Consider the following 25,514-nt stretch of genomic DNA (forward strand, 5'->3'; position numbering starts at 1 on the left):
GGAGACGAAAACATGAAAGACAACGTTTCCATCATTGGATCGGCCCATACCAACGTAATCCACGACAGCGCGATCAAGCACGTCACCGGGCAGGCCGATTACACAGACGACATTGCGCTGCCAGAAGGCGCGCTGCACGCGTATCTCGGCGTGTCAGACGTCGCACACGCCAAGATCGTGAACATCGATTTCACTGATGTTCTCGCCACACCCGGCGTGATCGGTGTGCTGACCGCTGATGATGTGCCGGGGGCCAATGATATCAGCCCGACACATCTGAACGACGAACCTGTTTTCCCGACCGACGCCATTCAATTCCACGGCCAGCCGTTGTTTGCGGTGGTTGCCGAATCCCGCGACATCGCGCGCCGCGCTGCGGAACGGGCAAAGATCGACTTCGAAACCCTGCCCCATGCGCTGGATCCGATTGCAGCAAAGAAAGCAGGCTATCCGCATGTCACAGCGCCCCTCAAGCTGGAGCGCGGAGACGTCGCACCGGCTCAGGCGGCCTCGCCCAACCGGGTCAAAGGCCGGATGAGCGTTGGCGGTCAGGATCACATGTACCTTGAAGGTCACATCGCCTTTGCGATTCCGGGCGAAGACGACGATGTGGTGGTGCATTGCTCGACCCAGCACCCGTCCGAGGCACAGCATATGGTGGCGCATGTCCTTGGGGTGCCGTCCAATGCGGTCGTGGTCAATGTCCGTCGCATGGGTGGGGGATTTGGCGGCAAGGAAAGCCAGATGAACCTGTTCTGCGCAGTGGCGGCCATGGCTGCCAAAAAGTGGAACCGCGCCGTCAAAATCCGCCCCGACCGGGATCAGGACATGACCGCAACCGGCAAACGCCACGACTTCGTGATCGACTATGATGTCGCATTTGACGACGAGGGCCGCATTCAGGCGGTCGAAGGCAGTTTTGCTGCGCGCTGTGGCTTTTCGGCAGACCTGTCGGGCCCTGTCACCGACCGGGCGCTATTTCACGCCGACAACGCCTATTTCTATCCGAATGTACGCCTGAACAGCCACCCGATGAAAACCAACACCGTGTCGAATACCGCGTTTCGGGGGTTTGGCGGCCCGCAGGGCGTGATCGCGGCGGAACGGATGATCGAAGAGATCGCCTATGCCACGGGGCAGGACCCGTTGGATGTTCGCAAGGCGAATTTCTACGGCGCCACGGACCGCAACGTGACCCCGTACCACCAGGAAGTCGAAGACAGCATTCTCGACCGGCTGGTGGGAGAGTTGGAAGAAACATCGGAATACCGCCAGCGCCGTCAGGATATCATCGCGTTCAACAAGACATCGCCGGTTCTGAAAAAAGGCATCGCGCTGACCCCGGTCAAGTTCGGCATTTCCTTCACCGCGACCTGGTACAATCAGGCCGGCGCGCTGGTGCACGTCTACAATGACGGATCAATCCACCTGAACCACGGCGGCACTGAAATGGGCCAGGGCCTGAACACCAAGATTGCTCAGGTCGTCGCCGAGGCCTTCCAGGTCGATTTCAACCGGATCAAGATTACCAAGACAACGACCGAGAAGGTTCCCAACACCTCGGCCACTGCGGCGTCCAGCGGGACCGACCTGAATGGCATGGCAGCGTTGAACGCGGTCGAACAGATCAAGGAACGTCTGGTGAAGTTCGCTGCTGAAAACTGGAAAGTCGCTCCTGAGGAAGTCGCATTCCACGCCAATCAGGTGCAAATCGGCCAAGACGTTCTGGCCTTCGATGCATTCATCAAACAGGCCTATCTGGCGCGCGTACAACTGTCGGCGGCCGGGTTCTACAAGACACCAAAAATCCATTGGGACCGAGCCAAGGGGCAAGGCCGCCCGTTCTATTACTTCGCCTATGGTGCGTCCTGTTCGGAAGTCACAATTGATACTCTGACCGGTGAATACCACGTGGATCGGACGGATCTACTGCACGACGTCGGACATTCGCTGAACCCTGTGCTGGACAAAGGTCAGGTCGAAGGCGCCTTTATTCAGGGGATGGGATGGCTGACCACCGAAGAGCTTTGGTGGGACGATGCCGGTCGTCTGCGCACCCATGCCCCATCAACATACAAAATCCCACTCGCATCAGACCGCCCGCGCATCTTCAATGTGAACCTCGCCGATTGGTCGGAAAACCGGGAACTGACCATCAAACGCTCCAAGGCTGTTGGCGAGCCGCCGTTTATGCTCGGTATCTCGGTGTTCGAGGCGTTGTCGATGGCCGTGGCTTCTGTTGCTGATTACCGGGAATGCCCGCGCCTCGACGCACCGGCCACGCCCGAACGCGTCCTGATGGCCGTTGCGCGGTTGCAAGCGGGGCCCTGAACTATGGCAGCACCGCGTTCTCTGAGCGAATTTCTTTCCGCGCAGCTTTGTGTGATCCGCGTTGCGTTGACGCGTGTACGCGGGTCTTCGCCGCGCAATGAGGGAACAGAGATGTTCGTGGCACCCGGATCGTTGTGGGGAACCATTGGCGGTGGGCAATTGGAGTTTATTGCCATCAACGCCGCGCGGGACATGCTGCGTGATGGAGCGTTGCATCGGGACATGGATGTGCCTCTGGGCCCGGAAATCGGGCAATGCTGCGGTGGCAGGGTCGAACTGAAACTGACCCGCATGCGGGCCTCAGACAAACGGGCGGCAAAAGAACGCGCCGCCCGGCGCGAAGACGCTTTGCCCAAAGTCTACGTCATGGGCGCGGGCCACGTTGGTCGGGCTCTGGCCAATCTGCTTCAGTACCTGCCGGTGTGCTGCATCCTCGTCGACACCCGGCCCGAAGAGATTGAGCTTTGCACCGCAAATGTCGAAACCCGGGTCAGTGCAATCCCCGAAGCCGAAATCTGGCGCGCACCCGAAGGCAGCGCCTTTATCGTTCTGACCCATGATCACGGATTGGATTTCCTGCTGACGACCGCCGCGCTGGAACGAAAGGATGCCGCTTATGTGGGGATGATCGGTTCCGCAACAAAGCAGGTAAAGCTCAGGAACTGGGCGCAGAAACACTGTGACGGACTATCCGTCGAACAACTGAATTGCCCCATCGGGGCAAGCGGTAGCCGCGACAAGCGGCCCAGCGTCATCGCCGCCTTCGTGGCGGCCGAAGTGATGGCTGAATTGACCTCTGAAACTGCCGCGGCCGCCCTGACCGGGGCAAACCAGGCGCCCCTGCGGGCCCACCATCACGACCGGAAAGGGAGATCGGCCTGACACCCGTCGGGCCAACCCGGTCATATCAGAGGAGGAGACCGTCATGGACGGGAGGACCTATGAATACAAGCTGTTTACCCGCAGCGACTTCAGCGCTTTCTGGGCGTTGTTCACGGACAACCTTGTAAACCTGCTAATCCTGTCGGGGGTCTGCCAGTTCGTGTTCCAAATGCCAGCGGAAATCGTCTTTGGCCGCATCGTACCCGGCGCCGCCATCGCGATTTTGGCCGGTGTCGCGGTCTACACATACCTCGCCAAATGGGCGGCAAATTCTCAAGGTAAAGACGTAACCGCGTTGCCCTACGGCATCTCGACGCCGGTAATGTTCGTCTACCTGTTCGGTGTGATCGGTCCCATCTATTGGGCAACCAACGATCCGATGCTGGCTTGGCAAGTCGGTATCGGAGCCGGATTCATGGGCGGCATTGTTGCGGCGTTAGGCGCAATCGTGGGGCCATACCTCAAGAAGATCACGCCCCGCGCAGGAATGCTGGGAACGCTTTGCGGGATCGCTCTGGTTTTCATCGGCTCCGTCCCGCTGGCCGAAGTGTTCGAGAACCCCGTCATCGGCTTTACATCGCTGCTGTTTATCCTTTGGGGTCTGATCGGGCGCTTCCGTCTTCCCGGCAACGTACCGGCCGGTCTGGTTGCAATTGCCGCTGGTACGGTGATTGCCATCATCCTTGGTGAGTCAAGGATTGATGTCAGCGGCATCGGGTTCTACCCGCCAATCCCTTACATCGGGGACCTAATTGCCGGCGTGCAATACCTTTTCGCCAACCCTGAGCTGTTTCTGGTGCTGATTCCGGTGCAGATATACAACTTCATCGAAACCATGAACAACGTGGAATCGGCCGAGGCCGCGGGGGATCACTACCCGGTTGGGCTGTGCCAGGTCACGGACGGCGCGGGCACGATGCTGGGTGCTCTGTTTGGGTCGCCATTCCCGACAACCGTGTACATCGGCCATCCGGCCTATAAACGATTGGATGCGCATGCGGGGTATATTGTCGGTGTGGCCGTTGTAATTGCCGCCGCCGCCTTCCTTGGATTCCTGTCGTTCCTTGCTGGCCTTATCCCGATCGCCGCAGCTGCACCAGTACTGGTCTTTGTCTCAGTCAGCCTGATCACCAACACGGCATGGGCTGTCAAACCGATGCACATGGCTGCGGTATCCTTTGCGATCCTGCCCCATATCTCGGCCTTCCTGATGGTCAAATGGGGATCTTTGATGAACGCCCTGCGCAGCAGCGGTGTCGAAGGGCTGCCGTCTTTGGGAGATGCAAATCTGACCTCGGCCCTTCTCATGGAAGGGGCTCATTACGAGGGACACCTTGCCCTGAGTCAGGGGGCGATCATCACCGGGCTGGTCTGGGGCGCCATCGTGGCCGATGTGATTGACGGACGCTTCCGGATGGCCGGCGCGTTTGCCGTCGCAGGTGGGCTGATGTCTTCGATCGGCATCATCCATTCCTACACGCTACAGATGCCTCAGTTCGACGGGATAACCATCGGCTATCTGATCATCGGCGCATTCCTCTATGTCTACCCGATGTTCGCACCTAAAGAGGATCTCGAACATCGTATCATCGTACCGGATGAGCCCGATCTCATCGATGACGATTCACCCGCTCAACAAGCCTGATCGACAGCGGGGCAGTCGCACGGCTGCCCCAAAAACCTTCCAGTCCCGTTCAATCAAGGTCGTTCGCGAGGCAGAGATTGCTCTGCGACAGCTTGCTGATCTTTCTCTCGCCTTTCTCCGGGCGACGGCATGTGGTTCGGAAGGGTCTTCCAGCAGATCACCCATGGCGGTTTCTCACAACACAACTGCACCGCCTTGACTCCGTCCATCATGAACACGATCAAAGCCTTGGCTGAGGTTACATAAAACAAACGACCGCAAGTGATTTGTGCGAGGTTATGAGCCTCAACTGTGGGCCCCGCAATCGGCCGTCAGCCGATCAAACGTGGCGAATTTTGTCGTTTGCAGGCTTTTCTGTCGCTTTCCCGCTTGTCGCGGCAAGCTGGTATGAACAAGAATACCTGCTTATGAAGAGTTGTTTTCCAAATCCTATGGACCGCCGTGCCACCGGCTGTGACCTTGTGATCCTAGCCTGATTTCAGGGCCCCTGGCCCATATGCATCAGGCTGTGACTACGGATTTTTCGGATAACCTCATGACAACTCAAGCGCTGCGCCTGGCCATCGATATTGGCGGCACGTTCACGGATACGGTTCTTGTCTCTGGCGAAGAGACGATACTTGCCTCGACCAAAACCCTGACCACGCATCACAACCCCGCCGACGGCGCCATGCAAGGCGCAGCGCGCGTAATGCAACAGACTGGGCACCATCTGAGCGAGGTCACCGGTTTCATTCACGGCACCACGCTGGCCACCAACACACTGATCGAAAAACGCGGTGCGGTCGTGGCAACCGTGACCACCGAAGGGTTCAGGGACATTCTGGAAATCGCCTACGAGCGGCGCTATTCGCAATACGACATCAATCTGGAAAAACCTGATCTGCTGGTCCCACGTGAGCGCGCGCTGACAATCCGAGAACGCGTTTCGGCGGATGGCAAGGTATTGATTCCGCTGGAAGGCACAGCCGTCGACGCGTTGCTGAAGGACATCGACGCCAGCGGAGCGGAAGCCATCGCCACCTGCCTGATGCATGCTTATGCAAACCCCGAGCACGAGCGGAGGCTGCGCGATAGACTGGCGGACAGGCGCCCCGATCTGACCGTCTCCATCTCGTCGGACGTCAGCCCCGAGGCGCGCGAATTCGACCGGCTGTGCACGACAGTCGCCAACGCCTATATCCAGCCTCTGATGGAGACGTATCTGGCCCGGTTTGTCGAACAATTCGAGGCCCGGGGCGTCACCTGTCCGATCCTGATGATGACGGCAGGTGGCGGAATGTGCACCCTGCACACCGCCGCGCGGTTTCCGATCCGGCTTTTAGAATCCGGCCCTGCCGGCGGAGCCATTCTAGCCGCCCGCGTCGCCGCCCGCGCCGGTCTAGATCAGGTACTGTCCTTTGACGTCGGCGGCACCACCGCCAAGCTGTGCCTGATCGACAACGCCCATCCGCAGACTTCACGCCAGTTCGAGATTGCCCGCGCCGCCCGGTTCATCAAAGGATCCGGAATGCCGGTACGTATACCGGTCATCGATATGATCGAAATCGGCGCCGGAGGCGGTTCGATCGCCGAGGTTGATCGGTTGGGACGGCTGACCGTGGGGCCAAAATCAGCGGGATCCGAGCCCGGCCCCGTCGCCTTCATGCGCGGTGGAACCGAACCCACGGTGACGGACAGTGATATTACACTGGGTTATATCGTACCGGACACGTTTGCCGAGGGGCATATTCAGCTTGATTCCGAAGGCTCGAAACAGGCGCTGAGCCGGTTGATCGGGTCGAAGCTGGAGCTGGATGCCGTCGGAGCCGCCGATGGCGTCAGCCGTATCGTCGACGAAAGCATGGCCAGCGCGGGGCGGATGCACGCGGTGGAATCCGGTAAGGACCTTGGCCCACGAACAATGATTGCTTTTGGGGGCAACGGGCCATTGCACGCCAGCCGGGTGGCGCGATCCGCCGGGGTCAGCCGCATAGTGATCCCACCCAATCCGGGCGTCGGCTCGGCTGTCGGTTTCCTGTTCGCTCCGGTGTCTTTCGAGATCGTCCGCTCGCGCTATTCGTTGCTGGGCAGCATGGAGCTGAACGGAATCAACGCTTTGTTCGAAGCCATGATTTCCGAGGCAAGCGACGTCGTCTTCCAAGGGTCCGGTGAGGCCCCGACCGAGACGTCGCGTACTGCCTTCATGCGCTACCACGGACAGGGACACGAGATCGAGATCTCCCTTCCTGACCGCCCCCTGACCGCCGAAGATTTCGTGCCGCTGACCGCTGCATTCGAACAGGAATACCGCAAGCAATTCTCGCGCCCGGTACCGGGAATGCAGATCGAGATTCTCAATTGGGCAGTACGGGTCGCGACCTGTGACAGCGTCGTGCCGGCGGTTCCTGAAACGCCCCGGTTGAAGACAATCTCGGTGTCGGAAACCCGTCCGATCACGTGTGACGTGGACGGAGTATCAAAGCCAGCGGCCTTCATCGCGCGAGCGGATCTGAAGCCCGGCGACCACCTTCACGGCCCCGCACTGATCACCGAGCCGCAGACAACCACGCTCGTATCCGCCGACTTCTCGGTGCATGTGGATGCCCTTGGAAACCTCGTCCTCGTTCAGGACCAGAAAGGAGGCGCATGATGTCAGCCGATCTTTCACATGATCTGTCGCCCGCCCGAATGCAAGTGATGTGGAATCGTCTTCTGGCGGTGGTCGAAGAACAGGGCCAAACCCTGATCCGCGCCGCCTTCAGCCCGATTGTACGCGAATGCGGTGATATCTCCGCCGGGATTTTTGATGCCGATGGCCGAATGCTGGCGCAAGCCGTGACCGGCACACCGGGGCACATCAACACCATGGCCGAGGCAGTGCAGCACCTGCGCCGGGTTTTCCCGGTTCAGACCATGAAGCCGGGCGACATCTACATGACAAACGACCCATGGCTGGCCTCGGGACACCTGAACGATTTCCTGCTGATGATGCCCGCATTCAAGGATGGCAGGGTGGTGGGCTTCACCTCCTGCACCTCGCATCTCGTTGATCTGGGTGGGTTGGGCATGGGCCCCGAAGGATCCGATATTTATGACGAGGGTCTTCTGATCCCGCCCTGCAAGCTGGTTGAAGAAAGCACTCCCAACGCTCTGCTTCTGGACATCATCCGTGCCAACAGCCGCGAGCCCATTGCCAATGATGGCGACATCTATGCGCTGATCGCCTGTTGCGAGGCCGGTGTTACAAGACTGCTGTCGATGATGGAGGAATTTGGCCTCGACGATCTGGGCACGCTCGGCGCCTACATCATCGACACGTCGCGCCGCGGTACGCTGGAGGCCATCGCCGAAGTGCCCGAAGGTGTCTACAAGAATGTTCTGAAAATGGACGGTTATGAGAATGAGCTGGAATTGCACGCCACCCTGACCGTGAAGAAGGATGGCATGCATGTGGATTTCTCCGGTACCTCGGGCTGTTCACGCAAGGGCATCAACGTGCCGCTGAACTATGCCACCGCCTACACGGTGTTTGCCTTGCGCTGCATTGTCGGCTCGGACATTCCCAACAATGCGGGATCACTGGAGCCGTTTACCGTTGACGGGCCCAAAGGCTGCATCCTGAATGCGCAGCGCCCGGTGCCAGTTGCGATGCGGCACACGCTGGGTCAGGTCACGCCCGATCTGGTTCTGGGCTGCCTGCATCAGGCCCTGCCCAATGCGGTCCCCGCCGAAGGCGCAAGCTGCATGTTCGACCTGCCCATGCGCCATGCCCCTGAAGTCGCACGAGAAGGCGGTCGCGAATTCGCTGTGGAACCCGTGCACAATGGCGGAACCGGCGCGCGACCTCATGCCGACGGTCTGTCGGCCACGGCCTACCCGTCCGGCGTGTTCGGCAGTCAGGTCGAAATCACCGAAAGCGTCGCACCTGTGACGATCTGGCGGCGCGAACTGCGCCCCGATTCCGGCGGCGCGGGCAAGTATCGCGGCGGTCTGGGGCAAAGGATCGAGATAACCTCGTCCAACGGTGCACCCTTTATCGTTTTCCTGTCGGTTGAACGGCTGAAATACCCGGCGCTTGGCCGTATGGGCGGCAAACCCGGCGCGCCCGGCCGCATCCGTTTCAGGGACGGTGCAAACGATATTCCGGGCAAAGGCGAATTGCGGGTGGAACAAGATGATTACCTGATCTTCGATACTCCGGGCGGTGGCGGCCTTGGTGACCCCGCCGAACGCGACCCGGATGCGCTGGCGCTGGACATCAAACGAGGGTTGGTGAGCGAAGAGGGTGCCAAGACTTACAGAGGTGACGCATGATCCGACCGGTTCCTTACGTTGGCGCCATGGGCGCTTATGCGCTGGCTGATCCGAGCGGCGCAGGTACGATTTCACTGGCGCAGAACGAAAGCGCCTTTCCCGCAAGCCCCGCCGCCATTGCGGCTGGGCAGGCAGCGCTGGCGGATCTGGCCCTTTATCCTGATCCGGAATGGGCCGAAATGCGCTCGGCCATTGCCGAAATACACAAGCTCGACCCGGCGCACATTTTATGTGGGGCAGGCTCAATGGAACTGATTGGCTGTCTGATCCGCGCCTTTGCCGGGCCAGGAGATCAGGTGCTGGGCACACAATATGGCTATGCCTTTGTCGCCTCGGCTACAGCACAGGCGCAGGCCGAATATGTGGCAGCGCCCGAGGTCGATTTGACCGTATCGGTGGACGCGCTTCTGGCAGCCGTCACACCTGCCACCCGCATCGTGTTTGTCTGCAATCCGGGCAACCCCACCGGCACGCTGATCCCGAATGACGAAATTGTCCGCCTCCGATCGGATCTGCCCGGCGAGACACTGCTGGTGGTGGACCAGGCCTATGCGGAATTTGCCGATGCCACGAACGATCCCGCGCAAATCTTTGCGCTGATGGACCGGGGCGACACCGTGATCACGCGTACATTTTCCAAAGCCCACGGGCTGGCTGGGGCGCGGGCCGGCTGGGGCTGTTTCCCAAGCGAAATCTCGGGCGGGGTCCGCAAACTTCTGAATCCCAACAATATCTCTATTGCCTCGCAGGCAGCAGCGGCGGCGGCGATGCGCGATCAGGCCCATATGCGCAACGTGGTCGCACGGACAGGCGAAATTCGGGACCGGTTTGCGCAGGCATGCCGCGAACTGGGCCTGAGCGTGCCGAAAAGCCACACCAATTTCGTGCTGATCCGCTTTGCCTCGACCGCGCAGGCACAATGCGCCGATGCGGCCCTGCGGGCGGAAGGCCTGCTGATGCGCGGCATGAACGGCTATGGTTTGTCGGACTGTTTGCGCGCCACAATCTGTGCGCCCGGCGTGATGGACAAGGCCCGCGACGTGTTGAAAGGAACGCTGAGATGACCGAGACCCGCACAGCCGCCAAGATCGGTGTTCTGGTGCCCTTCACCAACACCAATCTGGAACCGGATATGGAGATGCTGCGACCGCCAAACACCACTATCCATTTCCAGCGCATGGGCGGCTATGACGTGGATGAAATTCCCGGCTCGGATCAAATGGCAGGTTTGGGCGCTTCAGATATCAGCCACGATCTGCGTATGATCTCAGGGGTGCGGCCCGATGTGGTGCTGTACGGCTGCACCTCGGCCACCCTGACCCATGGACCGTCTTTCGACGCTGAGCTGGCGCAACAGATCAAATCCGGATCCGGGGCGCTGTCGCTGACCGCGGCCGGATCATTGATCGCCGCAATCAAAACGCTGGAGGCCACAAAGGTCGGCTTTTCCTCGCCCTATCTGGGCGAAATAAACGTACAGGCGATGGATTTCATGGCCCAGAACGGAATCCAGACCGTTCGATGCGCCGATGTGGGCCGCAAGCTGGGCAATTACGGTCAGGGCGAGCTGACACCGGATGAAGTCTATGATCTGGCCTGTCAGGCCGATCACCCGCAGGCGCAGGCCATAATTCTCAGCTGCACCGACATGCGCGCGGTCGAGGCGATCGACCGGATTGAAGCAACGCTTGGCAAGCCGGTGGTCACCTCAAATCAGGCGATGATGTTCTGCCTTATGCGGGCTCTGAACCTGCCGCGTCGCGACGCGCTTCCAGGGCGATTGTTCGACCTGCTCTGAACGGATCAGGGCGCAAGGCGACAGTGTAAAGGAGCAAGCTCACCTCGTACACTTCTTGGATCAGCTAGGCTTGTTGCCAGCTTCAGTTGCGCGCCGCGGCGTGTTCTTGACCGAAGCAGCCGCCCAGATTTCCCGGAGCAGCCAGTCGCACAGCATCGGTCTTCAAACCCCTGTTTCGAAGCGTGACATCCTGTAGGCGGCTCCAAATAGCGCCTTGGCGTTCTGTTCTACCTGTGCAGCGGGCAGCAAGACCGGGGTCATCGCCGCCATCAGGATCCAGGGTGCCGATGTGCTGGTCGGAATACGTTTCAACGGCATCTTCGGCAGATTTTACGTCTGGTCGGCGGGGGCGTAGATCAACGCGCCAAGGTCAGAGAATTTCGAACCTGGCGCACTCAGTCCCAGAACCGCATCACAAATGGCGGCAGCACGGGATGCACCCAGCGATGGTGTCGCAAATTCCATGAACTTGTCGATCACTTCTGCCTCGTCCATTGGTGCCTCGGGTCCGCCGCGTGCGTGTACGTCGCCCGACTCAAGTATCCGCCCGTCGGTCAGGGTGATGCTGACATCGGCAAACCGGCTTTTGGGGAAACGGTCGGAATGGCGTGCTGCCTCTGCAACCGAGATACGCTCGACGACCGAGGCGACCAAAGGGTCGGCCAGACCCGCCCCGGTGATGCTTTCGACCCCGATCCGGCCATGCGCAACCATCGTGGCGACGGCAAACGGCAGCGAATACTGCGCCTTGGACGTATCATCCGGCATGCCTTGAAAGAGGCAGGCGCTTTCCCGAAACGTGTTTACCTGGATCGCCGCAATATCCTGATGCGCTAGGTCGTTTTCACGCATCAGCGCCCGGGTGGCGTCAATCGCCGCATGAGCCCAGCGGCAAATCGGATAGGGTTTCACATATTGATGTTCCATCTGCCAGAAATGGCCCAGATCTTGCCAATGCGGGGCAACGTCTGCCGCTTCGATGGTGATGGCTGGTGCCCCGGTAAAACCTTTTTCGGCCAAAACCGCTGAAGAAATGCCAACCAACGCGCCCCAGCCCGAACCGTCATGTAGCATTGTGGGATTGGCGATCTCGCGCATCATCTGGCTGCGCGGGCCGTGGTATTCGGCAATCCCCATGGCTTGCCGCATCTGCTCAGCCGTAAATCCGCGCATGCGCGCCGCCACAGCCACCACGCCAAGCGCGTTCCAAGCTCCGGATGTGTGATAATCGCTGACAGTGTCATGCAAAGAAATACCCGCTCGTCCCGCGATCTCGTATCCAACGATCACCGCCGCCAATGCTTCGGCCCCCGAGAAGTCTTGAACAGTTTCAGCCAGTGCCGCCAATGCCGGAATAACGGCAACTCCGATGTGGCCTTTGGTTGGATTGTATCCATCATGGCCGTCCAGATTGTCGGTCTGTGTGGCTGCTGCATAGGCCGCGCCCGCGACACTGACGCGGCGACCGTCGAAAAGTATACGCGCGCTCAGCCCCGGGTCGCCCACGCCAAACAGCGCTGCCGCACTCTCGCGCGCAATCCGTCCGGCCTGCATTGGGCCCGATCCTATGGTGATCCCCAGCGTATCCAGCAGCATCAACGCCGCAGCCTTACGGGCTGTTTCGGGAAAATCCTGCGCCGCACGACCCAGCGTAAAATCTGCAACGGTCTGAAAGGTATCTGTCACGGTGTCCAGTCGAGGTTTTTCTTTCGGGTTCCGGTTACAAGAAAAAGCCTATGTGAGTTTGCGCATAGCGGCACGAAAACAATCATGGGGCAATGGCCCCGGATTATTTGTGACTAGGACCAGATCGCATTTCGAGTCAGAACCATTCTTGTGAGTCGCTCATGGGCAAGACAGCAAGCTCTGGGCTTTTTAATTCTTTGCGATGTGCCTTGCCTGAGAAAAGCCTGTCATGATGAATCTTCCACACCTGACCTTTCTGCGTTCGTTCGAAGCGGCGGCACGGCACCTGAGCTTCACCGCTGCTGCCGAAGAGTTGAACTGCACTCAATCTGCCGTCAGCAATCATGTCCGCTCGTTGGAAGAGTTTTTGCAGCGCCCCCTGTTCGTGCGCCATCCCCGATCCCTGTCGCTGACAGATGTGGGAGAGGCCTATCTGCCGTCAGTGCGCCATGCCCTGCAGGAAATCAACGCCGCAACGCAATCGGTCATCGTACGCTCGCATACCCGCAAAGTGGTGGTATCTTGCCCGGTCAGTCTGGCCGAGAACTGGTTGCCGGAAGTGATCCGCGGTTTCAATGCGGTGCATCCCGATATTGATCTGACGGTTCATGGCACTGTCTGGGCGGATGTCGAACAAAATGTTTCGGATATCTCGCTGACAATCAATCATATCGACGATGTTACGACGGACACACAACAGTTATGGGTCGAAAAGCTGGCCCTGGTCTGTGCACCCGGTTTTCTGGTCGATGGCATTCCGCTTACCGACCCCAAGCAATTGCAGGATGCACCGCTGATCCATATCCTGGGCCGCCCCTCCTATTGGGAGCATGCGGCACGGCATTTCGGATTGTCCGACCTGAGCCAGAAGGACGGTTTGCGGACAAATGCCTCGAATCTGGCGATGGAAATGGCGGCTAAGTCACTGGGGTGCGTCGTCCTGCCCCGGTCTCTGGCTCGGTCTTATGTCGAGCGGGGGCTGCTGATCGAGCCTTTCCAGTTCGATCTGAACAGCCCTTGGACCTATTTCATGCGTCTCAAGGAAAAACCAGTTTCGCCACCGGTACGGCTGTTTCAGAACTGGCTGTTGCAAGCCGCCGCTGAAATGGACACCTGACCGGAAGGGTATTCGCCGGGGTATTTCAGGCGGCTCCTTTTATCCCTTACGCCGTCTTGTCGGTGGCGAGAACGCGCAATCACTTCCGCGCGTCATCAATACTTAAAGAAGGGGCTATTCCAGTCATCAACAGCACCCTCTGTTAAACCGAATTTAGACACCAACCGGTTCTTCCTGGTCCTCGGTTCCGTTGAACAAAGCGGACATGATCGCGGTTTCGAAGGGCTTTGCACAATCTGCGTTCATATTGCCTCAAAATCCGCAAGAATCTATGGAATGCATCACGCAACTGCTGGCAGCCATTGAAACCGGCGTCAGTTTCTTTGATTGTGCCCACGCCGTCCGTGGTAATTGGTAAGAAGGATTTTTTGGATGCGTATTGCAATGATCGGCACCGGATATGTTGGCTTAGTGTCCGGTGTATGCTTTTCGGACTTTGGTCATGACGTGATTTGCGTCGACAAGGCTGAGCAAAAGATCGACATGCTCAAGGCCGGAGAAGTGCCGATCTATGAACCGGGCCTGGATGTGCTGATGGCCAAAAACGTTGCTGCGGGTCGCCTGAGTTTTTCAACCGATCTGAAGACAGCAGTTGATGGCGCCGATGCGGTTTTCATCGCTGTCGGAACTCCGACCCGACGAGGGGACGGCCACGCGGATTTGACCTATGTGATGGCCGCGGCGGAAGAAATCGCCCAAGCGGTTACCGGATACACTGTCATTGTCACCAAATCGACCGTGCCGGTGGGCACCAATAGAAGAGTTCAGGAGGTCGTTACCACTACCAACCCCACAGCCGAATTCGACGTGGCATCGAACCCTGAATTTCTGCGCGAAGGTGCTGCGATCGATGACTTCATGCGCCCGGATCGCGTCGTGGTCGGTGTGGAAAACGATCGCGCCGCCGAAGTGATGGCCGAAATCTACCGACCGCTCTATCTGCGTGACTTCCCGATCCTGACCACCGATCTGGAAAGCGCCGAGATGATCAAATACGCTGCCAACGCATTTCTGGCGACCAAGATCACCTTCATCAATGAAATCGCGGGTCTGTGTGAAAAGGTCGGTGCGGATGTCAAGGAAGTTTCACGCGGCATCGGTCTGGACGGACGAATTGGCAACAAGTTCCTGCACGCCGGGCCGGGCTATGGTGGCTCTTGTTTTCCGAAGGATACCGCCGCGCTGGCGCGGATCGGTCAGGATCATGCATATCCGATGCAGATCACGGAAACCGTCATTCGGGTGAATGACGAGGTCAAGAAACGGATGATCGAGAAAATCCGCGACGCCTGCGACGACCGCCTTAACGGCAAGACGGTGGCGGTTCTGGGTGTCACTTTCAAACCCAACACGGACGACATGCGCGACGCGCCATCACTGTCCATCATTCCCGCTTTGATCGGTGGAGGGGCCAAAGTGCGCGTCGTCGATCCGCAGGGCAAAGCGGAAGGCGATGCACTGTTGCCCGGAGTCGAATGGTGCGACGACCCCTATGCAGCAGTTCAAGGGGCTGACGTTGTGGTGTTGCTGACGGAGTGGAACGAGTTCCGCGCGTTGAACCTGACCGAGCTGGCCGGTTCCATGAACTCTGCCCGAATGGTAGATCTGCGCAATATCTATTCGAAGTCACAGGCGCTGAAATCCGGCTTTGAAACTTATGTCGGCGTTGGACGCTGAACGCACACCGCCTGTTGGATCAAACACGCCCACCGGACCAGCTTGGGTCCGGCAGGGCTCAGCTTTCACGGGCTATTCGGCGGCCCAGATATTGCGGCGGCGTTCCTTGACCATTTCATTGCCTTCATCGGTGCCGTCGTGGAACGTGTTGAACCATTCATCCCAAGGGGTTTCCCAGGTGCCGTAGTTGCAATCGAAAAACCGATGGTGCAGCTGGTGAAAGAAATCCCCGACCTGAAACTTGGCCTTGTTGCCGAACTTCACATGCTCGAACCCGGCATGAGAGGTTGGTGCACCGATGCCGTGATTGAACAGCAGGAAAATGGCGTGGATCGGATGCGACGGCAGCAGAAAAAAGATCATCGTGTCGAACATCAGGAAAAAGCTCTCGACCGGATGCATCGCAAGCCCCGACCAAGGGCCGGTGTTGATATTGCGGTGATGCCAAGCGTGGACTTTTGAATAGAGCACACCCACGTGCAGCAGCCTGTGCAACCAGTAGAAATGGAACCCGGCCCAGACCGGCACAAAAACGGTCACGGCGATGAACCAGATCGGGTTGCTGTCAAGTGTGATCATCGTGATCCAGCCATTGGCATAGGAGTACAGGATCAGACATTCCCAGCACGTCCAGAACGTCAACGCCGGGCCCAAGGTCCAGAACATATTGTCCCAGACCTGGTTTTTGAACGTGAATGCCTTTGCGCCCTTCATCATCGGGCGCATGTCATAGCGGTATTCGTCCTGTTGCGTGCGGAACCTCCAAAGGACCAGGTGCAAGCCGCCTGCGACCACCATCAGGATGCAGAAATTACGGAACCAGATTTCCACAACCCAGCCCCAGCCGAAGGTCTCAATCCTGCTCAATGAAGGCGTCAGATAGGTCCAGGTGATGACCGCAAAGACCAGCAGCAGCGCCCGCAATGCAAGTGGGTTCCAGCTTTGCAACAGGTATTTCAACGCGGCCAGAGGTTTCATCGGCCAATCCCAGTAGGGCGCAGTCTGAATCGGCAGCTGGGGCGTGTAGTTCCAGATCTTGCGCTTGGCACGTGGCGGCAGGTCGGGGTCTGACATAGTGGGCTCATTTCATCAGTTCACTGATCACAAGCCTAAGGCCAAGGATCAAAAGCTCAGACCATAATGTCTTGCCGGTGAGGCTAAGTTTTGCTTAGCCTGCTGAAATGAACACCCGTGTCCCTTCCCTCAACTGGCTGCGAGTATTCGAGGCTGCGGCCCGGACCGAAAGCTTTGCTCGCGCCGCGACCCAGTTGAACATGACACCTGCTGCCGTCAGCCAGCAGGTCAAGGCGTTGGAGACAAGACTGGGCACACCCTTGTTTCACCGTCACGCGCATGCGGTTACGTTGACCGAGACCGGGCGCGCCTATCTGCCGTCGGTACAGCAATCATTGCTCATGCTTGAAACAGCAACCACCGGTCTGTTTGGCGAAACCCGCGAGCAGAGGCTTTACGTGCAGTCGGTGCTGCTTTTTGCACATGGCATTCTGGCCGGGGGCGTTCCTGAATTTCAGGCGGCGCATCCTCAGATCAACCTTTCGCTTTCGACGGGCAATGTTGTGTCGGACTTTGCGAATCGGTTTACTGACCTTCAGATCGTGTTCGGTAACCCTGCTCTGTTCGGCTCGGAAAGTGACGAGTTGATGCGCGAACATCTCTATCCCATTGCCCCACCTGAGATTGCTGCTCAGATTCAAGCACCAGAGGACTTGTTCAAGTTCACCTTGGTCGAAGTTTCGACGCACCGTGCAAGCTGGCCGCATTGGTTCGAACACCTGCGGCTGCCAGCGGGACAGGCACGATACTTCTTTGCCGACAATTCGGTGATGGCGGCAGAGCTCTGCGCCAGCGGATGCGGCATTGCATTGGCGCGCGCGCCGGCATCAGATCGGATTATGAAGCTGTCCGGTTTGATCTCCTGCCTGCCAGACATCTCATGTCCGGGGCAAGAAGCCTATCACCTGGTCTACCCGTCCCGAACGGCGCTGCGCCCGGCAGCGCGTACGTTTCGCGATTGGCTGATGGACTACAGCCCCGCCGTCCAGACGCGGTAACGCCCCTGCCCGGTGACCTCGCGAACCAGACCCCGCTGCGCGAACAGGTCGAAGTTGCGCTGTACCGCCGCACGAGAAGCCTTGGTCAGTTCTTCGGCCAACGGCGCTGACACCATGGGCCAAGCTGTCAAAGCGTCGATCAGGCGCGGTGGGGTGCGACCGCTCAGATCCTGCGTGACCTCTCTGGCCTTGTCCTCCCAGGCGCTGATCCGGTCCAGATGCAACAACCCTGCAAGGGCAGCCTGCCCTGCCCCAAGAATCCAAGCACTCAGTTTTTCCGTCGGGTCCCCCGATCCGCGCAGCGCGCCGGGCCCGGACAAGGCCAACGGCATGAACAGCGCACCGCCACGCCCCATGGACGCTGCATGCCGCGCGGCAATGACGGCTGCTTCCGTGTCCTGTCCGATGCCTTGTGACACCGCCCGCCACGCATGAAACGCAATTGCTGACTGCGTCACGGGATGCAACCCGTCCGCGTTTTGCATGACCTCAGCCAGATCAACAATAGATTCAGGGGTGGCGTCGGCCCCCTGAGCAAGCCTGTCAAGAAACGCAGTCAGACCAGTTTCCCAGCCGCCGGCGGCAGGTGCTGCACCCGAACTCAGGCGCCGAACCGCCCATCCCGCCCGGAACAACGCCTGCACGTCGTCATGCGTCGCACCGATCCGCAAACCTGTCCACAAAGCCAACCGATCAACGCTGATCCGGTCTCCTGTCCACCACCCCAGATCGGATGTCTCCATCAATGCCAAGCGGTGCGTCCACCCTTCGGGACCTGCCCGCAGCCTTTCGTCCAGCGCCCCAAAAGTCAGGGTCAGATCGGCAAGTTCCGCAGAAAGTTCGGACTGCGCGGCACGCCAATCGCGCGGATCGAACAGCAGGCGCTGTTCGGGCCGCGGTCCGGGCAGGAAGAAATCATCGTCTGCCACGTCTTCATCCGGTGGCAAGAACCAAAGGTCGTCCTCTTCGGACGGATCCCCGTCAAATATACTGGCGGGGCCAAGATCTTCGGCCTCGTCTTCAGGAAGGGGCAAGGGTTTCTTCGGCGTCATACCGCGCATTCTTCGGACATTCCTGTCGGTTCACAAGGGGTATTCCGTCAGCCCGCAAAGGTTCGGGTCAGAACATCCAGTTCGCCACTTAAATCGGTCTGCGGAGAGCTACCCAACAGCATGTAACCATAGCCATCCTGTGCCCAGGTCGCTGTTGCCAAACCACTCAGAACGGCCTGCTTGACCTCTGCCTTCGGGGCGTTTGGCCCCTGACGGATAACACAGAAGGCAAAAGGTTGACCCTGCTCATCGGCGAAAACGACCTGAACCAAGGGCTTTCCCTTGAACGACAAAACCTGTGCACGCTTCAGCGCCAAACCCGGCAGGGATTCCAGCGCTTCACGGTTCAGAGACCTGCCAAGTGCTGCCTCGGCCATCGCGAACTGTTTGTCCAGCGATGCCTCGGAACTGTCCAGCGAGACAATCGTCTCGGGCACATAAAGCGACTGATAGATCGCCGCTTGCTGCGCCCAGCCCAGTTCTGCCGGGCGCGTTGCCCAGAACGTCAGGGCGACGGCTGCGACCCCGGCACTCGCGGCCACGGCCAGAAGGCGCAAAAATCCGCCATTGGCGTGATGCGCCACGGGTTCCGGAAAATCGACCTTCGGCGCCTCGGTGGGCAGTTTCTCAAAAACGTCCTGAACGACAGGCGCGAACGGATCCAGCGCCATCAAGCGGCGTTCAAGCTCAACGTCATCCTCAACTGCAGCCTCGATGGCGCAGCTCTGAGCTTCATCCAGTGTGCCTTCCAGATACGCCAACAGCGTCTCGTCGGAAAACGTCATTTGCCACTCCGTCGCGCGGCGACTGCCGCATCAAACTGCATCACGGTTTTCAGTTTCTGCCGGGCATTCGACAGCCGGCTCATGATTGTGCCGATGGGAACGTCCAGCAGAGCAGCGGCTTCGCGGTAGCTGTACCCTTCGACGAACACAAGCATGACCGTTTCCCGCTGCGCTTCTGGCAGCTGCATCACTTGAGTAAACACTTCAGCCGCAAAAATATTCGTTTCTGAATCCGGCCCGATTGCGACCAGTTCCGCTTCCGGCGTCACCGACAGCGCCTGTGCCCGCCGGACAGATCGAGACCGCAATTCGTTCAACCAGATTGACCGGCAGATCGTCATCAGCCAACTGTCCAGACGATCATGCGACGTCACTTGATGATGTCGCTCAAGCGCACGCAGGCATGTGGCCTGCACCAGATCGTCCGCCACATCCGATGCCCCCGACAAAGCCAGAGCAAACCGCCAGACGCGTTTTGAATGCGCCTGCACCGCTTCTCTGACGGCCTGTTCGGAAGTCTTCTCGGCACTCATCGAATAAAATGCGACCTGTGTGTGTTTGTCAGTAACGGACCCGGCCCGCAGGGCCAGATTTGACATAAACTGCGGAGGAAAGAAATGAAACTTCTGTTGAAGGCTGTCACGTTTGCGTCGGCAATTGTTGCAACACCCATTTGGGCGGAAGGATGGCTACTGGATTCCGAACGCTCGCATCTGGCCTATGGGTCGATCAAGAAAGACTCGGTGGGCGAGGTCAACAGTTTCACCAACCTAAACGGGCACGTCCGGGATGGCATGGCTGAAATCGAAATCGACCTGTCTTCGGTCGAAACCAATATCGATATTCGCAATGAACGAATGATCGAATTTGTCTTTCGCCAGGCACCCACTGCATCCCTGACCGCCGAATTCGATATGGCAAAGGTTTCAGACCTGGCCGTCGGTGAAACTACGACGGTAGATGCTGCATCCGTGCTTTCGCTGGCCGGCACGGATGTTGAGTTTGACGCAGAAATGTTCGTCGCGCGCTTGTCTGAAACTTCGGTACTTGTTTCGACAAACGACATGGTGTTTCTCAGTACGGAAGACGCCGGTGTCAACACGGGCGTGGACACGCTTATGGAGCTGGCAGACTTACCCGGTATCACCCGAACGGTACCAATCACGGCCCGGCTGATCTTTCACAGCGATGAGGAACAGGCCGCAGCGGCATCGAATGCAACGGCTGTTGTTGCTGCCGCAACTGTCCAAGGTGACGCAACAGCCGGCAAAAAGGTCTTTCGCAAGTGCAGCGCCTGCCACAAACTGGAAGAAGGCCGCCATGGCGTCGGTCCGTCCTTGCACGGTATCCTCGGCACAAAGGCTGGTCAGGCAGAGGGATTCAAATACTCGACAGCACTGAAAGGTTCCGACATCGTCTGGACGCATAGGACCCTGAGCGTGTTCCTGGCGGATCCCAAAGGCTATCTTCAAGGCAATCGAATGCAGTTTCGCGGCCTGAAAAAGAACGAGGATATTGTCGACCTTCTGGCATATTTGCAGGGAGAGGGGTGACAGCGACCCGTAAGAGATATGGTCTTTGCGCCAAATATCGACGTCAAACAACTGGACTTAGTAAAGGTCAGATACCTGGCCTGCGCCCGTCTCCTGTCTGTTTTCTGGACCAGTAAGGATTCAAAGTAGTCCGATATCCAGAAAACAGAGCTCTCTGTTAGCGGATTCTTGCCGAACGTTGCGAATCCTTTGCTGCGGGGCAAATCACATTTTGCGGTTTTTTTGCAAATCCAAGCATGCACCAATCTTGTCCGCACCCATACAACGGGGCAAATCGCGATGTCCATCGCGACCTCCCGCTCTTGTCCGATCTTCAACCAGCTACTATCTAGCGAGGGTACATCTCAGATAGTCGGGATGGGCCGCTCTGCCGCAGCGTGGAATCTGTCCTTTAGGCCCGACAAAATATAGGTTATCTGAGCGTGCGCACAGTTTCACGATTTGGAGAACGCAATGATGAAGCGCGCCTGGAACAAGTGGCGATCAGGCTATATGGGCCGTCTTGTAGGTGAAAGCTTTTACGCGCAAGGCAGGCTGTATGGTGTTGCGATTCTGGCTATGATTGCCGTGGCCGTCACAACGGCCGGTTCCGCATACATGATGGAGTACATTGTCGATGCCATGACCAGCCCCGATTTGCAGGGCTGGGCGCATGTCATTGCGCTGGGGGTCGTGCTCCTGTTTTTGGTCAAAGCGATCGCATCCTATATTCAGGCAATCTACCTTGCCCGCGCAGGCAATCGGATCGTGGCAGAGCAACAGGACAAGGTTTACCGAAAACTGCTCAGACATGGCGTCTCGTTCTTTTCGAACAATGAATCATCGGACCTTCTGATGCGCACCACCCATGGCGCACAGGCGGCCAGAAACCTGATCGATGTGCTGGTCACCGGGTTTGTGCGCGACTCCCTGACTCTGGTCGGGCTTGTTGCGGTCATGGTGTATCAGCAACCTGTTTTGTCCGTCTTGTTCTTTGTAGTGGGTCCGATTGCCTTGTTGGGCGTTCGCTATCTGTTGAAGAGCGTGCGCACGATCATGCAGGCCGAATTCAAGTCGCTGGCGGAAATCATTCGGGTGCTGCAGGAGACCTCGGCAGGGATCAAGGTCATCAAAGTGTTCTCACTCGAAGACCGGATGATCAACCGCATGGATACCGCCATCCGGAAAGTTGAACAACGCTCGAACGACATCGCCAAGTTGCAGTCCATTGCCAGCCCTCTTATGGAGTTTCTGGCTGGCCTCGCCGTGGCAGGTGTACTTGTGGTCAGCACGATGGGCATCGCAGGCACCGAACAGCCCAGCGCAGGCCAGTTGATGTCCTTTATCACGGCGTTGCTGATGGCCTATGAACCGGCCAAGCGGCTGTCGAAAATGCGTGTTCAGATCGAAACCAACATGGTTGGTGTCGGCATGTTGTTCGGCCTGCTGGATCAGGACGACACAATGGTGGAAAGCCCAGAAGCCCATGACCTGATCGAAGGCCCCGGCCAGATCACGTTGCGCAATGTAACTTTCGGCTACCAGGGTGCCGTATCTGTGATCGAAGATATGAATGTCACGTTCGAGGCCGGTAAAACCACGGCGCTCGTCGGTCAGTCCGGCGGTGGCAAGTCTACGTTGTTTGGACTGATCATGCGGTTCTACGATCCAGATGAGGGCAGCGTCGAGATCGATGGTCAGGATCTGCGCGAGGTAAGCTTTGCGTCCCTGCGAAAAAAAATCTCTTATGTCGGGCAGGATACGTTCCTGTTTTCGACGTCGATCATGGACAACCTGCGCTGCTCGGCCCCCGACGCTTCGGATGAAGACGTTGTTGCCGCAGCCAAAGCCGCACATGCGCATGAGTTCATCATGGAACTACCACAGGGTTACGAAACGCAAGTCGGTGAAAACGGAACCTTCCTGTCAGGTGGTCAGAAACAGCGAATTGCAATTGCGCGCGCTATTCTGAGAAAATCAGAAATTCTGCTTCTGGATGAGGCCACAAGCGCATTGGATGCCGAGTCGGAATCTCTGGTCAAAAAGGCGCTGGACACCCTGACGAAGGATGTCACCGTCGTTGTCATTGCACACCGTCTGTCGACTGTTCTGGAAGCGGACAAAATTTTCGTGGTTCAGGATGGCTCTATCGTGGAACAGGGCAGTCTGGAAGAGTTGATGAAAAAGAACGGAAGTTTCCGCAACCTTTTCGATCAGCAATTCAAAAAACACGAACCCAAGGCGGAAGTGGCCGAGTAACCCCGGTCTTTGGTCCGGTATTCGATTTTTTTCCCGGGCATGACCTGTCCGGGAAAATGGGCACATGTACCTCCAGAACTCCGGGCCAATATTTTGGTCCGCGCGACGCAAGGAAATGCACATTATGTATTTCGACATATGAGTTCTTCCAACGGAACTGGTGGGCCAAAAACGCCTCTGCGATGCGGGAGACTCGCGCTGCTCCCCTTATGAGACGAACGGCCCTTATGCACACAGGATCAGAGGTGGTGATCTTCGGCGGCACCGAATTGAACTTGGGGACATGATCGATCAGTCGCATTCAGAGCCAGCGCCTTTACATCAAACCTTAAGAAGTACTTCGCACGCGCGCGCCGCTCATATCGGCGCTTCGGAGAGGTTAAAAACCGTGGCGCAGATAGACACTGCCGCATTGACCACCGTCACAGCACGAACAAAGCAAACCTGTTGCACTATAGCGGGTACAGACACGCAACCTGATGCGTTTCTCCGTCCAGTTCGGGCAATGTTGCCCTGCACTGATCAGTTGCCAACCAACATCTTTGCGCGAAGGCGCAACCATTTGGAATATTCATCGGCGAAGGCAGTTCGCCCTCAAGCTTGATCCGTTCTTTTCGGGCCGTAGGATCGGCCCGGGGAGTCGTGGACAACAACGCCTTTGAATAGGGGTGACGCGGCGCGGCGAACAGTTGCTCTTTGGGCGCTTTTTCAACAGCGCGCCCCAGATACATGACGATCACTTCGTCGGCAAAATGCCGGACCACCGAAAGATCATGCGAAATGAACAGATAGGCGAGGTCAAGCCGTTCCTGTAAATCCACAAGCAGGTTCAGGATCTGCGACTGGATTGAGACGTCCAGTGCTGAAACCGGCTCATCCAGGACCAGGACCCTGGGATTCAGCATAAGCGCACGTGCAATGGCGATCCGCTGACGCTGCCCGCCAGAAAACATATGCGGATAGCGGTCATAATGCTCGGGGCGCAAGCCGACCATCTGGATCATGTCGCGCGCTTGTGTCTCGCGGTCTGCGGCGGACATGTCCGGACGATTGATGATCAGCGGCTCCTGCAAGATCTGACCGATGCGTTGACGTGGATTCAGTGATCCATAAGGATCCTGGAACACGATTTGCACCGTCTCTCGCATCTTGCTCCATTGCGACGGGGTAATGTCGACACCGTCAATCGTCAGGCTGCCCGACGTCGGTTCTTCAATCATCGTTACCAATCGCGCCAACGTTGACTTGCCGCAGCCGGACTCTCCGACGATGGCCAGTGTCTTTCCCGGTTTCAATTCGAAATCCACCCCCGAAAGGGCCTTTACCGTCGCTGACTTGGACAGCAACCCGCCCTTCACCGTGTAAAACCGGGTCAGATCTTCTGCCTGAACGATTGGGTCGGTCATGCCAATTCTCCGGCAGCAATTCTTTCAACGTGGTGGCAGCGTGCTTTGCCAAAGGCCTCGGCATGAGGGGTCGGTGGCTTTTCCGCGCAAGTTGCATCGGCAAACCGGCATCGCGGGCTGAACAGGCACCCTTTGGGGCGATCGAACTGCCCCGGCACAACGCCGGGAATCGTCGGAAGGACCTTTGAGGTCGCGCGCTCGGGCAAAGCGCTCAGCAGGGCCGATGTGTAGGGATGACGCGGCGTGCGGAACAAATCACGCACGGGCTGCTCTTCGACTTTTTGTCCGGCATATTGCACCTGAACCCGTTCGGCGGTTTCGGCCACCACCCCCATGTCATGGGTGATCAGTACAAGGCCCATGTCGTTGTCGTCACGCAAACGAACCAGCAGGTCGAGAATCTGCGCCTGAATGGTTACGTCCAGCGCCGTGGTCGGTTCATCTGCAATCAGAAGCTTGGGCTTGCAGGCAATTGCCATCGCGATCATGACGCGCTGGTTCATGCCGCCCGACATCTGATGTGGAAAGGTGTTAAGGCGACTTTCAGGCGCGGGGATGCCGACCTGTTCGAACAGCTCAATCGCGCGCTGGTGGCGGTCCTTGCGGTTCAAACCCAGATGGATGCGCAAAGCCTCTTTGATCTGGAATCCCACCGTAAAACAGGGGTTCAGCGATGACATCGGCTCCTGAAAGATCATCGCCATGTCCTTGCCGATGATCTTGCGGCGCTCACGGGCCGAAAGACCGGCCAGATCGAGCCCTTCAAAGCGCATCTCGTCAGCGGTGATCGTCGCGGTCCAGGGCAACAACCCCATCAGTGCCAACATCGACACCGATTTACCCGAGCCGCTTTCACCCACGATGGCCAGCAACTCACCCTTGTCCACCGACAGATCTACACCATCCACGGCGCGGAACTTGCCCGAGGCTGTGGCGAATTCAACAGTCAAGTTGCGGATCTGCAAAAGGCTCATGC

Annotated in this window: 20 protein-coding genes; 12 read left to right on the forward strand and 8 right to left on the reverse strand. The window is 58.2% G+C overall.

Annotated features, from left to right (window positions below):
- The first annotated feature begins 12 nt into the window (after positions 1 to 12).
- From xdhB to AC2FEB_RS10390, 7 genes are all read left to right on the forward strand, one after another.
- A complete protein-coding gene (xdhB, locus tag AC2FEB_RS10360) occupies positions 13 to 2,331 on the forward strand; it encodes a xanthine dehydrogenase molybdopterin binding subunit (RefSeq protein ID WP_496672721.1) in 2,319 nt (772 codons plus the stop codon).
- A gap of 3 nt (positions 2,332 to 2,334) precedes the next feature.
- Positions 2,335 to 3,213: a xanthine dehydrogenase accessory protein XdhC gene (gene xdhC, locus AC2FEB_RS10365; RefSeq protein WP_496884017.1), complete on the forward strand. Its 879-nt coding sequence runs from the start codon at positions 2,335 to 2,337 to the stop codon at positions 3,211 to 3,213.
- Between the two features lie 43 nt (positions 3,214 to 3,256).
- Positions 3,257 to 4,858 (forward strand): xanthine/uracil/vitamin C permease, encoded by a 1,602-nt coding sequence (locus AC2FEB_RS10370; protein ID WP_496672715.1) that lies wholly within the window; start codon positions 3,257 to 3,259, stop codon positions 4,856 to 4,858.
- Between the two features lie 535 nt (positions 4,859 to 5,393).
- A complete protein-coding gene (locus AC2FEB_RS10375; protein ID WP_496672713.1) occupies positions 5,394 to 7,490 on the forward strand; it encodes a hydantoinase/oxoprolinase family protein in 2,097 nt (698 codons plus the stop codon).
- Entirely contained in the window at positions 7,490 to 9,154 is a 1,665-nt protein-coding gene (locus tag AC2FEB_RS10380) for a hydantoinase B/oxoprolinase family protein (protein WP_496672710.1), read from the forward strand. Before AC2FEB_RS10375 ends, AC2FEB_RS10380 begins: the two co-directional genes overlap by 1 nt.
- Complete coding sequence (locus tag AC2FEB_RS10385; RefSeq protein WP_117873825.1) at positions 9,151 to 10,218, forward strand: pyridoxal phosphate-dependent aminotransferase; 1,068 nt, start codon at positions 9,151 to 9,153, stop codon at positions 10,216 to 10,218. The genes AC2FEB_RS10380 and AC2FEB_RS10385 overlap by 4 nt, the downstream gene beginning before the upstream one ends.
- Positions 10,215 to 10,952 carry a maleate cis-trans isomerase family protein gene (locus AC2FEB_RS10390; protein WP_117873828.1) on the forward strand — a complete coding sequence of 246 codons (738 nt, stop codon included), beginning with the start codon at positions 10,215 to 10,217 and terminating at the stop codon, positions 10,950 to 10,952. Before AC2FEB_RS10385 ends, AC2FEB_RS10390 begins: the two co-directional genes overlap by 4 nt.
- Positions 10,953 to 11,114: 162 nt before the next feature.
- Here the strand turns inward: AC2FEB_RS10390 and AC2FEB_RS10395 are convergent, their stop codons facing one another.
- Positions 11,115 to 11,264, reverse strand: a complete 150-nt coding sequence (locus AC2FEB_RS10395) for a hypothetical protein (protein WP_162896902.1) — start codon at positions 11,262 to 11,264, stop codon at positions 11,115 to 11,117.
- Between the two features lie 18 nt (positions 11,265 to 11,282).
- Positions 11,283 to 12,638, reverse strand: coding sequence for an MmgE/PrpD family protein (locus AC2FEB_RS10400; protein WP_117873830.1), 1,356 nt, complete (start codon positions 12,636 to 12,638; stop codon positions 11,283 to 11,285).
- A gap of 229 nt (positions 12,639 to 12,867) precedes the next feature.
- On the opposite strand from AC2FEB_RS10400, the gene AC2FEB_RS10405 reads away from it, so the two are divergent.
- Positions 12,868 to 13,755 carry a LysR substrate-binding domain-containing protein gene (locus AC2FEB_RS10405; protein ID WP_496672706.1) on the forward strand — a complete coding sequence of 296 codons (888 nt, stop codon included), beginning with the start codon at positions 12,868 to 12,870 and terminating at the stop codon, positions 13,753 to 13,755.
- 372 nt (positions 13,756 to 14,127) lie between these two features.
- Positions 14,128 to 15,432: a UDP-glucose dehydrogenase family protein gene (locus AC2FEB_RS10410; protein ID WP_496672704.1), complete on the forward strand. Its 1,305-nt coding sequence runs from the start codon at positions 14,128 to 14,130 to the stop codon at positions 15,430 to 15,432.
- Positions 15,433 to 15,504: 72 nt separating this feature from the next.
- Here the strand turns inward: AC2FEB_RS10410 and AC2FEB_RS10415 are convergent, their stop codons facing one another.
- Entirely contained in the window at positions 15,505 to 16,506 is a 1,002-nt protein-coding gene (locus tag AC2FEB_RS10415; protein ID WP_496672702.1) for a sterol desaturase family protein, read from the reverse strand.
- Positions 16,507 to 16,613: 107 nt separating this feature from the next.
- On the opposite strand from AC2FEB_RS10415, the gene AC2FEB_RS10420 reads away from it, so the two are divergent.
- On the forward strand, positions 16,614 to 17,504 hold the full coding sequence (locus AC2FEB_RS10420; RefSeq protein WP_496672700.1) for a LysR family transcriptional regulator: 891 nt from the start codon (positions 16,614 to 16,616) through the stop codon (positions 17,502 to 17,504).
- On the opposite strand, the gene AC2FEB_RS10425 is transcribed toward AC2FEB_RS10420, so the two are convergent.
- From AC2FEB_RS10425 to AC2FEB_RS10435, 3 genes are read right to left on the reverse strand one after another with little or no spacing between them, the layout of a single operon-like run.
- Positions 17,477 to 18,556, reverse strand: a complete 1,080-nt coding sequence (locus AC2FEB_RS10425; RefSeq protein WP_496761306.1) for a helix-turn-helix domain-containing protein — start codon at positions 18,554 to 18,556, stop codon at positions 17,477 to 17,479. The two genes, AC2FEB_RS10420 and AC2FEB_RS10425, sit on opposite strands and share 28 nt — an antisense overlap.
- Before the next feature lie 47 nt (positions 18,557 to 18,603).
- Positions 18,604 to 19,341 carry a hypothetical protein gene (locus tag AC2FEB_RS10430; RefSeq protein WP_496672695.1) on the reverse strand — a complete coding sequence of 246 codons (738 nt, stop codon included), beginning with the start codon at positions 19,339 to 19,341 and terminating at the stop codon, positions 18,604 to 18,606.
- Positions 19,338 to 19,874 (reverse strand): RNA polymerase sigma factor, encoded by a 537-nt coding sequence (locus AC2FEB_RS10435; RefSeq protein ID WP_496884018.1) that lies wholly within the window; start codon positions 19,872 to 19,874, stop codon positions 19,338 to 19,340. The genes AC2FEB_RS10430 and AC2FEB_RS10435 overlap by 4 nt, the downstream gene beginning before the upstream one ends.
- Positions 19,875 to 19,958: 84 nt before the next feature.
- Between AC2FEB_RS10435 and AC2FEB_RS10440 the strand changes: the two genes are divergently transcribed.
- Positions 19,959 to 20,894 (forward strand): c-type cytochrome, encoded by a 936-nt coding sequence (locus AC2FEB_RS10440; RefSeq protein ID WP_496672690.1) that lies wholly within the window; start codon positions 19,959 to 19,961, stop codon positions 20,892 to 20,894.
- Between the two features lie 453 nt (positions 20,895 to 21,347).
- Positions 21,348 to 23,132 carry an ABC transporter ATP-binding protein gene (locus AC2FEB_RS10445; RefSeq protein ID WP_496672687.1) on the forward strand — a complete coding sequence of 595 codons (1,785 nt, stop codon included), beginning with the start codon at positions 21,348 to 21,350 and terminating at the stop codon, positions 23,130 to 23,132.
- 452 nt (positions 23,133 to 23,584) lie between these two features.
- Here AC2FEB_RS10445 and AC2FEB_RS10450 read toward each other — a convergent pair whose 3' ends face one another.
- Positions 23,585 to 24,538 (reverse strand): ABC transporter ATP-binding protein, encoded by a 954-nt coding sequence (locus AC2FEB_RS10450; RefSeq protein ID WP_496672685.1) that lies wholly within the window; start codon positions 24,536 to 24,538, stop codon positions 23,585 to 23,587.
- Entirely contained in the window at positions 24,535 to 25,512 is a 978-nt protein-coding gene (locus AC2FEB_RS10455) for an ABC transporter ATP-binding protein (RefSeq protein ID WP_496672683.1), read from the reverse strand. The genes AC2FEB_RS10450 and AC2FEB_RS10455 overlap by 4 nt, the downstream gene beginning before the upstream one ends.
- Between the last annotated feature and the right edge of the window lie 2 nt (positions 25,513 to 25,514).

The organism is Ruegeria sp. YTSC106 (genome assembly GCF_059609765.1).